The organism is Brevundimonas poindexterae (assembly GCF_020524625.1).
In the GTDB taxonomy this organism is placed as follows: domain Bacteria; phylum Pseudomonadota; class Alphaproteobacteria; order Caulobacterales; family Caulobacteraceae; genus Brevundimonas; species Brevundimonas poindexterae_A.
Map to the genome: position 1 here is coordinate 43,828 of NZ_JAIVLL010000004.1, position 13,977 is coordinate 57,804.

Here is a 13,977-nt window from a genome sequence, read left to right on the forward strand (position 1 = left end):
ACATGTCCGATACCCCGCCCGACCGCCTGTGCGTCGATCCCGACAGCAAATTCCACGATGAGGCCGTGCTGGCCCGTGGCGTCGGCATTCGCTTCAAGGGCGAGGAAAAGACCAATGTCGAGGAATATTGCGTCTCGGAAGGTTGGGTGCGTCTGGCCGTCGGTAACCGCGTGGACCGTCGGGGCAAGGCCCTGACCGTCAAACTGCAGGGGCCGGTCGAGCCCTATTTCCAGGACGTCTGAAGCCACCCTCGCGATCAGGCTTTGCGCCCCCGCCTGGACCCGTTAGGACTGCAGGTCTGTGATCGAGGGGAGAGGGCCATGCGGCTTGCAGCATCAGCACTGGCGGGGGCCATGGGCCTCCTGATTCTGGCGGGCGGATCGACCGCCCTGGCCCAGAGCGTCGAGGACATCCGCATCGCTGAACAGCTGCGCGACCGCGCGCTTGAGGGCAGCGGGGCCTTTGAAATCGTCGAGGAACTGACCACCCGGTTCGGGCCGCGTCCGGCGGGATCGGCGTCGGAACAAGCGGCGGCGCGCTGGGGCGCCGAGCTGCTGACCGGCATGGGCTTTGCCAATGTGCAGGTCGAGTCCTTCCCCCTGAAGCTGTGGGAGCGCGGCGAGACCCGCGTCGAGATCGTCTCGCCCTTCCCGCAGGCGCTGGTCGCGACCGCGCTGGGTGGAACGGTGTCGACGCCGCGCGGCGGCATTGAGGCCGAGGCGGTGATCTTCGAAACCTATCAGGACCTGCTGGACCAGCCGGAAGGCTCGCTGACCGGCAAGATCGTCGTGGTGCTGCAGGATACCGTGCCGGCCCAGGACGGGCGCGGCTATGGCACCAGCTCGCCGATCCGGGGGCAGGGGCCGTTCGAGGCGGCCCAGCGCGGCGCGGTCGGCTATGTGCTGCGCTCGCTGGGCACCCATGACCACCGCTTTGCCCATACGGGGGCGACCCGGGTGGGCGAGGGACAGATCCCGGCCTTTGCCATCAGCCCGCCGGACGCCGACCAGCTGCGCCGCGCGTCGCACCTGACCGATGACCCGATCCGCATGCGGCTGGTCTCGGGCGCGGGCTTTGTCGCCGACAGCCATTCCCAGAATGTCGTGGCCGAGGTGGTCGGCTCGGAATTCCCGGATCAGGTGATCGTCATCGGCGGCCATCTGGACAGCTGGGACCTGGGCACCGGCGCCATCGACGACGGGGCGGGTATCGCCATCACCACCGCCGCGCTGAAGCTGATCGAGGACCTGCCGGTCCAGCCGCGCCGCACGATCCGCGTGGTCTGGTGGGGCTCGGAGGAAGTCAGCCAGCCGCCGCCCGCCCAGGGTCTGGCCGGGGGTCGCTTCTATGCCGAACGCCGGGCCGGAGAGCTGGAGATGCACGTCGCGGCCAGCGAGAGCGATTTCGGCGCCGGCCGGATCTACAGCCTGGCCCTGCCGGCCGGGGCGGGCGACAGCGACCTGCGTCGCGCGGCCATGCGCGTGCTGACGCCGCTCGGCATCCTGTTCGACGGGGCTCCGGCGACCGGCGGCGGACCCGACACCACGCCGCTGGTGCAGGGGGGCGTGCCGCCCTTTCGCCTGAACCAGGACGGCATGGACTATTTCGACACCCACCACACCGCCGATGATGTGCTGGACCGGATCGATCCCGGGAATCTGGATCAGAACGTCGCCGCCTGGGCCGCCTTCCTGTGGCTGCTGGCCAATTCCGACGTCGACTTCCGGGCCTTACGACCGGCGCAATAGTCCCGGGCGAGCGTGGCGAAACTGGTAGACGCAAGGGACTTAAAATCCCTCGACTTCGGTCATGCGGGTTCGATCCCCGCCGCTCGCACCAGCCCCTGCGGGGTCACTTCGTGTTTCGCGGGGAGGGTCGGCCTTAACGCGGGCGGAAGGGCTTGGCACAACAGGGGCTCCTCCAGCCGAACGGACCCATGAAAAGAGCCCGACACGCCCGCATCGTCGCCACGATCGGACCCGCCAGCCGCTCGCCCGGCATGGTCAAGACCCTCGCGCAGGCCGGGGTCGATGTCTTTCGTCTGAACTTCAGCCACGGCTCGCATGACGACCATGCGGCCGCGCTGAAGGCGGTGCGCGGCGCCGAGATGGCGTTGAAGCGACCGCTGGGTGTGCTGGCTGATCTGCAGGGGCCCAAGCTGCGGCTGGGCCGGTTCCGGGATGTCGAGATCGACATCAAGCCCGGGCACATGATGCGGTTCGACCTGAACCCCGAGCCCGGCGACGAGACGCGGGTGCAGATGCCGCATCCGGAGATCTTCAAGGCCCTGCGCGAGGGCATGTTACTGCTGCTTGACGACGGGCGGGTGCGCCTGCGCGTCGGCAAGCGGACGGACGACTGGGCGGATGTCACGGTCGAGAGCGGCTCGAAACTGTCGGACCGCAAGGGCGTGGCCGTGCCGGAAGCGGTCATCCCGGTCTCGGCCCTGACGCCCAAGGACCGCGAGGACCTGGCCTTTGCGCTGCGGATCGGCGTGGACTGGGTGGCGCTGAGCTTTGTCCAGAAGGCCGAGGACATGGCCGAGCTCAAGCGGCTGGTGAACGGCAAGGCGGCCTGTCTGGCCAAGATCGAAAAGCCCCAGGCCCTGAACGAGCTGGAGGCCATCCTCGACTATTCGGACGGGGTGATGGTGGCGCGCGGCGACCTCGGCGTCGAGCTGGATCCCGAAGAAGTGCCGGTGGCGCAAAAGGCCATCATCCGCGCCGCTCGCCACAGGGGGGTGCCGGTGATCGTGGCGACCCAGATGCTGGAGTCGATGACGGGCGCGCCGGCGCCGACACGGGCCGAGGCCACCGACGTGGCCAATGCCGTCTATGAGGGGGCCGACGCCCTGATGCTGTCGGCCGAGACGGCCTCGGGCGACTATCCGGTCGAGGCGGTCACCATCATGAACCGCATTATGGAGCGGGTCGAACGCGATCCGGTGTGGCCCAGCCTGATGGACGCCGAACACGCCGGCATGGACGACATCGACGCGGATGCCTTGGTCGCCGCGGCACGCAAGGCCGGCGAGGCCCAGTCGACGGCCTGTATCGTGGTGTTCACGACCCTGGGCGGTACCGCCCGGCGGATGGCGCGCGAGCGGCCCCTGCACACGGTTCTGGCCCTGACGCCCAATCCGGACACGGCGCGCAGACTCGCGCTGGTGTGGGGGCTGGAGCCGCGTCTGGGACGCCAGCCGGACTCGCTGGAACAGGTGACGGACGATGCTGTGGCCGGGGCCATGGACTATGGGCTGGCGCAACCGGGGCAGAGGATCCTGATCCTGGCCGGGACGCCGTTTGGCGCGCCGGGGGCTGCGAATCTGTTGCGGCTGGCGCATGCTCCGTCGAAGGTTAAACGGCGGAAGTGATCCTCCCCTGCTGAGCGTAGCGAAACGGGGGAGGGGGACCGCGCGCAGCGGGGTGGACGGGGCGACCCCTGACACCGGCGCTTGTTGTCGCCCCCTCCACCACTCCGTGGTCCCCCTCCCCCGCGGGCGGGGGAGGAGATGACGTTATGATCAAATATATCGGCTCGAAGCGGGCGTTGCTGGGGCAGGTGACCTCGGCGATCGGCGCGCTGGCGGGGCCGGGGGCGACCGTCTGTGACCTGTTCAGCGGCTCAGCGCGGGTCGGGCATGCGCTGAAGCGGGCGGGCTATTCGGTTTGGTCGAACGACCACAATGCCTATGCCCACACCCTGGCCACCGCCTATGTGCAGGCGGACCGCGAGCGGTGGCTGGACCGGGCGGAGGCGGTGCTGGCCGAACTGCGCGCGCTGAAACCCGAGGCGGGCTGGTTCACCCGGGCCTTCTGCGAGGACGCCCGCTATTTCCATCCCGACAACGGCGCCCGGATCGACGCCATGCGCGAGCGGATCGAGACGCTGGATCTGGAGCCGGAGCTGAAGGCGATCACGCTGGTCAGCCTGATGGAGGCGGCCGACCGGGTCGATTCCACGGCGGGCGTGCAGATGGCCTATATGAAGCGGTGGGCCCCGCGGGCGCTGAAGCCGCTGGAGCTGCGGATGCCCGATGTGCTGTCCTCTGTGGGGGCACCGTGCCGGGCGACGCAGGCCGATGCGGTCGAGATCGCGCCGGAGGTCGAGGCCGATCTGGTCTATCTGGACCCGCCCTACAACCAGCATTCCTATCTGGGGAACTACCACTGCTGGGAAAGTCTGGTGCTGTGGGACAAGCCCGAGACCTACGGCGTGGCCAACAAGCGGATCGATGTGAAGACACGAAAGAGCGCCTTCAACAGCCGGCCGGGCATCGGGCCGGCGCTGGCGGCGGTGATCGACGGTCTGCGCGCGCCCAATCTGGTCGTGTCCTTCAATGACGAAGGCTATCTGGACCGCGAGACGCTGGTCGGCATGCTGTCGGCGCGCGGGTATGTGCAGGTGATCGAGATCGCCCATCCACGCTATGTCGGCGCGCGCATCGGCATCCATAATCCCAAGGGGGAAAAGGTCGGCACGGTCGGCCGCCTGCGGAATGTTGAGCTGCTGTTTGTGGTGACGCCCGACCCGGTGGCCCTGCCGTACGCGGCCTGAAGGCGGGAACCCGGGGGGGATGCCCCCCGTTTGGTGACCATGCAAACGATCACCGACAGCCGCACCGAAAGCCTGGGCCACGAGGTCCGTATTCCCCGACGCGCCCCCGTGCGGAGCGCTCGCGCCGCCGATGCCTTTCAAACTGTCGCCTGGCGCGCGCCTGAGCCTCGCCGGGATCGCTACACCCCCGCCAATGTCGCGCACGACCCCTATGCCGAGGACGAGGAAATCCCGCACTGGATGATCCTGGTCGGCGGCGGGCTGCTGGCGGCGCTGATGGGCGCCCTGCTGGGCGGCGCGATGGCGCTCTAGGCGCTCATCCTTTCCTCGATCAACAGCCGGATCGGCGCGAACGAGCGCCGGTGCTGGGCGCAGGGACCCAGGCGGTCCAGCGCCTGCCGGTGCAGGGGTACGCCATAACCCTTGTGCCGGGCAAAGCCATAGCCGGGGTGCTCTCTCTCAAGCTCATGCATCAGCCGGTCCCGCGCCGTCTTGGCGAGGATCGAGGCGGCGGCGATCGAGGCCGAGCGCGCATCGCCCTTGATCACTGCGACCGAGCGGCATCCGACATCGAGGGCATGATTGCCGTCGATCAGGGCGAGGGCGGCACAATGGGCCAAACCCTGGACTGCGCGACGCATGGCCAGTTCGGTGGCGCGCAAGATATTCAGCCGGTCGATCTCCTCGACCGTGGCGAAGGCTACAGACCAGCACACAGCTTGCGCCTTGATCGCGGCCTCGGCCTCCTCGCGGGCCGCCTCGGACAGGGCCTTGGAGTCGTTCAGGCCCGGGGGCAAACACGCCGGATCGAGGATCACAGCGGCCGCGCTGACCGGTCCGGCCCAAGGGCCCCGGCCGGCCTCGTCCACGCCGCAGACCAGGCCGTGGCCGGCCCATTCCTGCTCGAGCGAAAAATCGGGAAGGCCGGTCACGCGGCGATGCCCCCGGCCAGCGGCGCATGGCGGTGGCAGGTCGTCACATGGTCGTTGACCATGCCGGTCGCCTGCATGAAGGCATAGACGATCACCGGACCGCAGAATTTGAAGCCTTCGGCCTTCAACGCCTTGGCCATGGCGACCGACTGCGGGGTCTGGGCCGGGACCTGTTTCATCGACGGCCAGGCATTCTGGACCGGTTCGCCGTCGACGAAGGACCAGAGCCATTCGGACATGTCGCGGCCTTGATCCTGCAGCTCCAGCCAGCGCCGGGCGCCCGAGATGGTGGCGTCGATCTTGGCCGCCGATCGCACGATGCCGGCATCGTTCAGCAGCCGCTGACGGTCGGCCTCGCCATAACGGGCGACCGTCTCGGGGTCGAAGTTGTCGAAGGCCGCGCGAAAGGCCTCCCGCTTCTTCAGGATGGTGATCCACGACAGGCCCGCCTGGAACCCGTCCAGCACCAGCTTCTCCCACAGGGCGCGGGAGTCGCGCTCGGGCACGCCCCATTCCTGGTCGTGATAGGCGACATAGAGGGGGTCGGTGCCGCACCAGCCACAGCGGCCGGTCGTGTCGGGCACGGGCGAGTCGGTCATGCCCCCAGAGTCGCCGGGCCGGGTCGCCGACGCAAGAGTCACGTCCCGTCAGGTCCGGCGAGCCAGCCGCTGTGGCAAGGGGAAAGGGTGAGCCGCCCTGTCCTCCTGTCTGCGCTGTTCGTCCTCGGCCTGGTCCTGCTCGGGGCCGGGGAAAGCCGGGCGCAGGACAGCAAGATGATGTCCCATACTCCCGGCGTGGTCGGCGAACTTGGCCAGACCAGTCCCGATGCCCTGATCGCCTCGCAGCTGTGGATGGCTGAGGCCTATGAGCGCGAGGGTCTGATCGATGAGGCGATCCAGACCTATGAAGCGGCCCTGCTGTCGATCCTGCAGTTCCGGGGACAGGGCCATGCGTCGATGGCAGAGCCCATGGTGCGGGTGGCGCGGCTGACGCAGGATCCGGAGACCCGGATGCGGTGGCTGGAGTCCGCGCTGCGGATCCGGGAGGTTGGCTGGGACACCGGCGATGCGCGGCGGATGGCGCTCCGGATGGAGCTGAGGCGGGCGTCCGATGGACGGCTGGGCCCTCTGGCGTGATCCCGGGAGGGGGACCGACCGAGGTCAGGGGGCTGGACAAGTCCTCGCCGAAACGAAACAACCACGGCTTCCACTCACGGAGGATATAACCATGCGTATCGCCCTTTTCGCCGCCGCTGCTGCCGCTCTGGCCCTTGCCGCCTGCTCGCAGGAGACCGGTGACAATGCCGCCGAGACCGCTGACGCCGCCGGCGCCACCGTCGCCTCGGCCGCCGAAGACACCGCCGAGAATGCTGACGCCGCGGCCGAGAACACCGCTGAGGCCACGAACGAAGCGGCCGAAAACGTCGACGCCGCGATCGAGACGCCCGCAGAGCACTAACTCGACGATCAAGAGAGACGCGCCCGGAGTTCGCTTCGGGCGCGTTTTTCGTTTCAGAGGCCGGTCCAGTCCGGGCGTTGGACCCTTGCGGGCGTGCCCTCGACGGTCAGGTCGCCGTCCAACCGGTCGAGTCTCAGCAAGGCCATCACGCGGTTCCCCTGGCCGGACAGGGTCTGGCCCGCGCGGCGCTCGCCGTTCAGGACCTCGGTGCCAAAGGCGGGCAGGGGGCCGTCAATGTCGAGGGGCAGCATGCGGTTGCGGATGGCGCCGCGCCGCTTCATGCGTGAAGTCGTCTCCTGACCGATGAAACAGCCCTTGGAAAAGTCGATGCCGTTCAGCAGGTCAAAGTTGGCCTCGATCGGATAGGTGGTGTCCTGACCGCCGTCTCGGGCGGGGTCGGGAATGCCCAGCGAAAGTCGGTGATGGTGCCAGGCCTCGGGCGTATCCGTGACGGGCAGGGGCTCGCCATAGCGCCGGTGGCCGAGGGTGGAAAGACGCGGGTCGGGTGCGCCGGGCACATCCGGGGCAGCCGGCCACAGGACCTGGACCGTGCCGTCGATGGGCTCGATCGTAACGTGGGCGCGCAGCCGGTAGAGGTTCAGCCGCTGGATCAGGGCATCGCGACGGTCCGACGCCACGTCGATGAGCACGCCGTCTTCCTGGCCCAGCAGCAAGAGATCGAACAACAGCCGCCCCGGCGGAGACAGCAGGGCCCCGAAGCGCAGATCGCCGGGCTGGAGCGTCAGTACCTCCTGTGTCAGCAGGCCGTTCAGGAAGGTGCGGGCGTCCGGACCGCTGACCCGGATGAGGGCGCGATCAGGGAGGGAGGCGATGCGGGGCGACATGGTCCACAGATAGGAGGCCGAAGGGACCTTGGCGAGGGGCCCCCCGCCCGCGAGGACCGCTGCCGTCGGCCAAGAATCCGTATACGGTGCGACCATGCCCGCCGCCTTTCCAGTGCTCTACATCGCTGAAGCCGACCCGGAGATGGCGGTGATGGGTTCGGGCGTGCTGAACCATCTGGTCGAGGCCCTGCCGCAGGCGCGCTTCACCGTGGTGGGATCGCCAGCCAGCGCGCCGCTGTTCGCCGGCGTGCCGCGGCTGGACCGGACGCTGGTCCTGAAGGGCGAGGGCGTGGCCGAACTGACCGGTCTGTGGAACCAGGTGCGGGGAACGCACTGGGGTCTGGTCGTCGACATGCGCGGCACGAAATTGTCGGGCTGGCTGCGGCGCAAGAAGCGGGCGGTGCGCGGCGAGATGCCGGAGGGACTGCACGCCGTCGAGGCGGCGGCGCGGGTGCTGCAACTGGACGAGGTGCCCGCCCCCTGCCTGCATCCGACGCACGATGATGTGGCCGAAGCCCAAGCCTTGCTGGGGGCGGTCGAGGGCCCCTTGCTGGCCATCGGGCCCGGCGCGGACTGGATCGGGCGGCTGTGGCCGGCGGAGCGCTATGCCAAGGTTGCGCTGGCTTTGTTGGGCGAGGGCGGTCCGCTTGAGGGCGGGCGTTTGCTGATCGTCGGCGCGGCGGGGGATCGCGACGCGGCTCACACCATCCGGCTGGCGGTACGGCGCGAGCGGGTGATCGAGGCGCAAGGAAAGCTCTCGCCGCTGGCCGCCGTCGCGGCGCTAAGGCGGGCGGACTTCTATCTGGGCGGAGATTCGCTGTGGACCCAGCTGGCGGTCGCGGCCGGTGTGCCGGTGACCGCCGTGTTCGGGCCGTCCGATGAAACCCTACGCGGGCCCTGGGGCGGCCAGACGCTGCGGGGGCCGCGCAGCTTCGAGGAATTCCGCACCCTCGACCCGCGGTTCAACCAGGCGCTTCAGCATATGATGGACCTTCCGGCCGAGAGGGTGTTGAAAGCCTGCGTGCGGCGCCTGACCACGGACGCCGCCTGATCTGACCGGCAGGAGGTTCGCCATGGGCAACAGCTATGACCTGATCGTGCGGGGCGGCGAGGTCGCCAATCACGCCGGACGGGGGCCTGCCGATGTCGGGGTGCGCGACGGGCGGATCGCCTTCGTCGGAGACCTGTCGCAGGCCTCGGCGGGGGAGGAGGTGGATGCCGCCGGCCTGACCGTGCTGCCCGGCGTGATCGACACCCAGGTCCATTTTCGCGAGCCGGGGCTGGAGTGGAAGGAAGACCTCGAGACCGGCAGCCGGGCGGCGGCGCTGGGCGGGGTGACGGCCGTCTTCGAGATGCCGAACACCGACCCCACGACCACCGATGCCGAGGCGCTGGCCGACAAGCTGGCCCGGGCGCGTGACCGGATGTGGACGGACCACGCCTTCTACGTCGGCGGTACGCATGAGAATGCGGCCTATCTGGATGAGCTGGAGCGGCTGCCGGGCTGCTGCGGGGTCAAGGTCTTCATGGGCGCCTCGACCGGCACCCTGCTGGTCGCCGACGACGACGGGGTGCGCGACATCCTGAAGCGGGTGAACCGGCGGGCGACCTTCCACTCCGAGGACGAGTACCGGCTGGCCGAGCGGCGCAGTCTGGCGCGGACCGGCGACTGGACCAGCCACCCGGAGGTGCGCGACGTCGAAAGCGCGATCCGCAGCACCCGGCGTCTGGTGGGGCTGGCCCGCGAGGTCGGGGCGCGCATCCATGTGCTGCACGTGACCACCGCCGAGGAGATCGAATTCCTGGCGGGCGCCAGGGATGTGGCGACGGTCGAGGTGACGCCCCAGCATCTGACGCTGGACGGGGATGAGGCTTACGTCCGGCTCAAGGCGCTGGCGCAGATGAACCCGCCGATCCGCAACCGGCCGCACATCGAGGGGCTGTGGCGCGGCATCGCCCAAGGGGTCGTGGATGTTCTGGGCTCGGACCACGCCCCGCATACGCTGGAAGAAAAGGCCCGGCCGTATCCGGCGTCACCGTCCGGCATGCCGGGCGTGCAGACGCTGGTGCCGGTCATGCTGGACCATGTGGCGAAGGGGCGGATGACGCTGGAGCGGTTCATCGACCTGACCTCGGCCGGGGCGCAGCGCATCTTCAACATCGCCGGCAAGGGGCGGATGGCCGAGGGCTATGACGCCGACCTGACGCTGGTCGACCTGAAGGCGAAGACGGTGCTGAAGCACGCCGACATGGCCACGCGCTCAGGCTGGACCCCGTTCGACGGCATGGAGGTCCAGGGCCTGCCCATGGCCACGATCGTGCGCGGCCGGGTGGTGATGCGCGACGGCGAGCTGCAGGGCAGCGCCCACGGCCGCCCGGTGCGCTTCCAGGAAACGCTGGCACCTAGCGCGGGCTGAGGATGAAGGCGGCGATGTCGGGCACCACCGGCGCGGCCAGCGGCAGGTCCGGGTCGCCATAGGTGCGGATGTTGGCGGCGCGCTCGGCGGGCGCCTCCTTGAGCACGTGGTTGACGCCGTCCCAGACGACGAGGGTGGCGTCGGGCTGCGCGGCCTTCATGGCGTCGGAATCGACCGTGGTGACCTGAATATCGGTGGTGCCCTGGGCGATCAGGACGGGACCTTCATACGCGGCGATCAGCTTGCGGGGATCGAGCGCCAGCCAGGACATCAGATAGGGCTGGACCGAGGGCCGGAACAGCGCCTCCAGCCCGGGGATGGGTTCGACCTCGCGCCCGGCCTCCAGCTCGGCCAGCGCGGTGAAGGCCTGTGTCCGCATCGGTTCGGGCAACTGCGGGCCCAGCTGTTCCTCGAGAATGATGCGGGCCGGGCGACCGGCGCCGGAGACCAGCACCAGACCACAGATGGCCGAGGTGTCGCGTTCGGTGGCGGCAAGCGCGACCAGCGTGCCTTCGCTGTGACCGATCAGCCAGGCGCAGGGCAGGCCTGCCCGCGCGGCAGCCTGTTCGGCCCAGTCCACGGCGTCATCAACCATATGAGAAAAGCGCAGGTTCTGCTCGGGCATGCCGGTGAACAGGCTCTCCCCGACGCCGCGCTTGTCATAGCGGACGGTGGCGATGCCTTCTTCGGCCAGACCCTCGGCCAGCAGCCGATAGGTCGAGGCGCGGATGCCTTGGGCAATGTTTCCGTTGCGATCGGTCGGACCTGAGCCTGCAATGATGACGCCGACCGCGCGGGTCTCGCCGGACGGGGCCAGCAAGGTGCCGTGCAGGGGGCCGGCCTCGGTCTGGAGGGTGACGGCGGTGCCGGGGTCCTGAACGGTCAGGGACAGGGCGGCGGCGGCGAGCAGGGCGGACAGCATGAGAGTCTCCCGGGCAGGTGCAGGGTCAGAAGGGCTGGCGGTCGGGGTCGGCGCGCCAGACCCGCCAGCTCTCGACCACGGACAGGATGGCCGCGACGAGCACGGCGACGACGACGGCGATGACGCCGAACGGCTGGGGCACGAAGGGCGCGCAGGCCAGACCGAACAGACCGATCAGGAACAGCAGGCGACCGGCGAGGCGGTTCGAGCGCTCCCACGCCAGCTTGCTCTTGAAGGCCCATGGCGTGCGGACGCCGACGACGGGGTTGGGGCCGACCCGGCCGAGGAATGCGCCGGTGAGCATCAGGATGGCGCTCAGACCCGCCATCGGCAGCACAGTGTCGATCGAGGTGGCGCCGGACAGGCTGAGGGAGGCCACGAACAGGGTGACTCCGGTCATGGACAGCAGGATCACCAGCTGGGCGAAGCGCAGCGACCGGGCGCGGGCGGCGTCGCCTGCGTGGCGGGCGAACCAGCCCATGCCGCCGCTGAGGACCAGCAGCAGCGCGCCCAGACCGAAGATGAGGGCGCCGACTGTCTCGCGGCCCGCCCAGTCATCCGCCTCGCCCCGGATGTTGAAGTGGACGGGCATCAATCCGGTAGGCCCTGCGAAAAAGACCCAGAGGCCGATGCCGAGGATGATGGCGGAAATGCCGAGCCCGGCGAGGTCGAGGGCCGAGGCGGGTCTGCGGGTGTCAGTCACGGTCCTTGTCTCCATCAGCGGGCGCACGGGCCCCGGTGATCGACAGGAGGAAGGCGAGGGCCTCCTCCACGGCGGAAATGTCGAGGCGATAGCGGATGGTGGTGCCGTCGCGCTCGGGGCTGACCAGGCCGGCCTCCTTCAGCGCATTGAGGTGGCCGGTCACCGTAGGCCAGGTCATGTCGAAGGCCCCCGCGATGTCGCCCGAGGCCATCGGACCTCGCCGCAGCATTTCGATGATCCGGCGCCGCACGGGATGCGACAGGGCCTTGAACAGGGTGTTCATGGTATCTTCCTAATTAGGAAAAACCCTAAATGCAAGGCATGGGGGCATGATATCGTCATCCTCGGACTTGATCCGAGGATCGGGCCGGGCAGTCGTTTTGCTGCGATGCACAGACTGAGCGGCCTCGCCGGACAGGGCAGAGAGCTGCACCGATCCTCGGGTCAAGCCCGAGGATGACGCGGACTGTCAGATCGAGAAGCTGACGCCGCAGCCGCAGCTGGAGGCGGCATTGGGGTTGCGGACGACGAACTGGGCACCCGCGAGATCGTCGACGAAATCGATCACCGAGCCGGCGAGGAAGGGCAGGGACACCGGATCCACGACGGCAGTTCGGCCGTCGGCACGGATGGCGATGTCATCCTCTTCGGCGGTCTCGACCAGATCGAACCGGTACTGGAAGCCCGAGCAACCGCCGCCATCGACCGCGACCCGCAGCATGAGGGGCGTGCCCCGCGTCTCAGACAGGCGCGCCAGCCGCGTGGCGGCGGCCGACGACAGGCTCAGGCCGTGAGAGGCCGCGCGGGCCGCGGCGTCGCCTGTGGCCTCGACCCGGAAGTCTGTGGATCGTTCGGTCATACCGCCCTATATGAGGCCGCCACGGGCTACCGCAATGCCTGTCACCCCATCGGGATCAAGTCCGCTGACCGATCGTCGCCTCGCCCCCTATGCCCTGGATGCCGCAAACACGTTGGGACGGCGTGTGCCGGAGCCCGCCAGCCGAACGCGCACGGCCTTTGCCCGCGACCGCGACCGCATCATCCACTCGACCGCTTTTCGACGCCTGAAGGAAAAGACCCAGGTGTTCGTGGCGCATGAGGGCGATCACTACCGCACCCGCCTGACGCACAGTCTGGAGGTCGCCCAGATCGCCCGCTCGCTGGCCCACGCTCTGGGTCTCGACACCGATCTGGCCGAGGCCGTGGCGCTGGCGCATGACCTTGGCCACCCGCCGTTCGGCCATGCGGGCGAGGATGAGCTGCAGGCCTGTATGGAGCCGTGGGGCGGCTTTGATCACAACGTGCAGACCTTCCGCGTCGTGACCCGGCTGGAAGAGCGCTATCCGGATTTTCTCGGCCTGAACCTGAGCTGGGAGACGCTGGAGGCCATCATCAAGCACAACGGCCCGGTCGACGGGATGCTGGATCGCCCGGCATGGAAGCCGGTGGCGGAATTCTCGAAGGACTGGGACCTGAGGCTGGACAGCTTCGCCTCGCTGGAGGCCCAGGTCGCGGCCATCGCCGACGACATCGCCTACAACAACCACGACGTGGACGACGGGGTTCAGGCGGGCCTGTTCACCCTCGATGACCTGATGGAGGTGCCACTGATCGGGCCGATCCTGAAGGGCACGCGCGAGGACTGGCCCGATCTGGATGCGCGGATGATCCGGCTGGAGGCCGTGCGGCGCATGATCGGGGCCATGATCGAGGATGTTCTGGCCGAGACGTCGCGCCGGCTGAAGGCCGACGCCATCGAGACCGTCGAGGATGTGCGGAAGGCAAAGCGGATGCTGGTCGCCTTTTCGCCCGACATGCTGGCCGATCTTGGGGCGCTGCGCCGGTTCCTCTTCACGCGCATGTATCGGCACTACCGGGTCAATCGCACGCGCAGCCAGGCGCGGCGGATCCTGTCCGAGATGTTCCAGCTGTTCGTCGCCGAGCCGGACATCCTGCCGCCGGAATGGGCGGCACGCGCCAGCAGCAGCGACGCGGGCCGTCGGGCGCGTGCCGTGTGCGACTACATCGCGGGCATGACCGACCGCTATGCGATCGAGGAGCATCGCAAGCTGTTCACCCTCGATCTGGCGCTCGATCTGTGATTCGAATGCGGAGGTCCGGGGCGCTAGGATAGGCGCCCGGA

Annotated in this window: 17 protein-coding genes and 1 tRNA gene; 11 read left to right on the top strand and 7 right to left on the bottom strand. The window is 68.9% G+C overall.

Annotated elements, in window-relative coordinates:
- Positions 1–2 precede the first annotated feature (2 nt).
- The 6 genes from LC068_RS12120 (at position 3) to LC068_RS12145 (ending at position 4,869) form a co-directional block, all read left to right on the top strand.
- Positions 3–242 (top strand): DUF3297 family protein, encoded by a 240-nt coding sequence (locus tag LC068_RS12120; protein WP_209120360.1) that lies wholly within the window; start codon positions 3–5, stop codon positions 240–242.
- Between the two features lie 78 nt (positions 243–320).
- On the top strand, positions 321–1,748 hold the full coding sequence (locus LC068_RS12125; RefSeq protein ID WP_226637555.1) for a M20/M25/M40 family metallo-hydrolase: 1,428 nt from the start codon (positions 321–323) through the stop codon (positions 1,746–1,748).
- Positions 1,749–1,754: 6 nt separating this feature from the next.
- Positions 1,755–1,839: transfer RNA gene (locus LC068_RS12130), tRNA-Leu, on the top strand.
- 97 nt (positions 1,840–1,936) lie between these two features.
- A complete protein-coding gene (pyk, locus tag LC068_RS12135) occupies positions 1,937–3,373 on the top strand; it encodes a pyruvate kinase (RefSeq protein ID WP_226637557.1) in 1,437 nt (478 codons plus the stop codon).
- 146 nt (positions 3,374–3,519) lie between these two features.
- Positions 3,520–4,557, top strand: a complete 1,038-nt coding sequence (locus LC068_RS12140) for a DNA adenine methylase (RefSeq protein ID WP_226637559.1) — start codon at positions 3,520–3,522, stop codon at positions 4,555–4,557.
- Between the two features lie 33 nt (positions 4,558–4,590).
- Positions 4,591–4,869, top strand: coding sequence for a hypothetical protein (locus LC068_RS12145; protein ID WP_226637561.1), 279 nt, complete (start codon positions 4,591–4,593; stop codon positions 4,867–4,869).
- Here LC068_RS12145 and LC068_RS12150 read toward each other — a convergent pair.
- Positions 4,866–5,489, bottom strand: coding sequence for a ribonuclease HII (locus tag LC068_RS12150; RefSeq protein ID WP_226637563.1), 624 nt, complete (start codon positions 5,487–5,489; stop codon positions 4,866–4,868). The two genes, LC068_RS12145 and LC068_RS12150, sit on opposite strands and share 4 nt — an antisense overlap.
- Positions 5,486–6,088, bottom strand: coding sequence for a DNA-3-methyladenine glycosylase I (locus tag LC068_RS12155; protein WP_226637565.1), 603 nt, complete (start codon positions 6,086–6,088; stop codon positions 5,486–5,488). Before LC068_RS12155 ends, LC068_RS12150 begins: the two co-directional genes overlap by 4 nt.
- Positions 6,089–6,175: 87 nt before the next feature.
- Between LC068_RS12155 and LC068_RS12160 the strand changes: the two genes are divergently transcribed.
- Both LC068_RS12160 and LC068_RS12165 read left to right on the top strand, forming a co-directional pair.
- Positions 6,176–6,625, top strand: a complete 450-nt coding sequence (locus LC068_RS12160; protein ID WP_226637567.1) for a hypothetical protein — start codon at positions 6,176–6,178, stop codon at positions 6,623–6,625.
- 91 nt (positions 6,626–6,716) lie between these two features.
- The gene (locus LC068_RS12165) at positions 6,717–6,947 is read left to right on the top strand and encodes a hypothetical protein (protein WP_226637569.1); all 231 of its coding nucleotides are present in this window, start codon (positions 6,717–6,719) and stop codon (positions 6,945–6,947) included.
- A gap of 53 nt (positions 6,948–7,000) precedes the next feature.
- Here LC068_RS12165 and ygfZ read toward each other — a convergent pair whose 3' ends face one another.
- Positions 7,001–7,792 (bottom strand): CAF17-like 4Fe-4S cluster assembly/insertion protein YgfZ, encoded by a 792-nt coding sequence (gene ygfZ / locus LC068_RS12170; RefSeq protein ID WP_226637767.1) that lies wholly within the window; start codon positions 7,790–7,792, stop codon positions 7,001–7,003.
- A gap of 94 nt (positions 7,793–7,886) precedes the next feature.
- Between ygfZ and LC068_RS12175 the strand changes: the two genes are divergently transcribed.
- Both LC068_RS12175 and LC068_RS12180 read left to right on the top strand, forming a co-directional pair.
- Entirely contained in the window at positions 7,887–8,843 is a 957-nt protein-coding gene (locus tag LC068_RS12175) for a glycosyltransferase family 9 protein (protein ID WP_226637571.1), read from the top strand.
- A gap of 22 nt (positions 8,844–8,865) precedes the next feature.
- Positions 8,866–10,209, top strand: coding sequence for a dihydroorotase (locus LC068_RS12180; RefSeq protein WP_226637573.1), 1,344 nt, complete (start codon positions 8,866–8,868; stop codon positions 10,207–10,209).
- Here LC068_RS12180 and LC068_RS12185 read toward each other — a convergent pair.
- The 4 genes from LC068_RS12185 to erpA all read right to left on the bottom strand — a co-directional run bounded on the left by LC068_RS12185 (position 10,196) and on the right by erpA (position 12,693).
- The gene (locus LC068_RS12185; protein ID WP_226637575.1) at positions 10,196–11,131 is read right to left on the bottom strand and encodes an alpha/beta hydrolase; all 936 of its coding nucleotides are present in this window, start codon (positions 11,129–11,131) and stop codon (positions 10,196–10,198) included. The two genes, LC068_RS12180 and LC068_RS12185, sit on opposite strands and share 14 nt — an antisense overlap.
- Positions 11,132–11,156: 25 nt before the next feature.
- Positions 11,157–11,834 (bottom strand): SdpI family protein, encoded by a 678-nt coding sequence (locus LC068_RS13900; RefSeq protein ID WP_226637577.1) that lies wholly within the window; start codon positions 11,832–11,834, stop codon positions 11,157–11,159.
- Positions 11,827–12,117: a metalloregulator ArsR/SmtB family transcription factor gene (locus LC068_RS12195; protein WP_209120375.1), complete on the bottom strand. Its 291-nt coding sequence runs from the start codon at positions 12,115–12,117 to the stop codon at positions 11,827–11,829. The genes LC068_RS13900 and LC068_RS12195 overlap by 8 nt, the downstream gene beginning before the upstream one ends.
- A gap of 186 nt (positions 12,118–12,303) precedes the next feature.
- Positions 12,304–12,693 carry an iron-sulfur cluster insertion protein ErpA gene (gene erpA, locus LC068_RS12200; protein WP_226637579.1) on the bottom strand — a complete coding sequence of 130 codons (390 nt, stop codon included), beginning with the start codon at positions 12,691–12,693 and terminating at the stop codon, positions 12,304–12,306.
- Positions 12,694–12,727: 34 nt separating this feature from the next.
- Here erpA and LC068_RS12205 point away from each other — a divergent pair, with 34 nt between their 5' ends.
- Positions 12,728–13,936, top strand: a complete 1,209-nt coding sequence (locus tag LC068_RS12205) for a deoxyguanosinetriphosphate triphosphohydrolase (RefSeq protein WP_226637581.1) — start codon at positions 12,728–12,730, stop codon at positions 13,934–13,936.
- Positions 13,937–13,977: the final 41 nt, after the last annotated feature.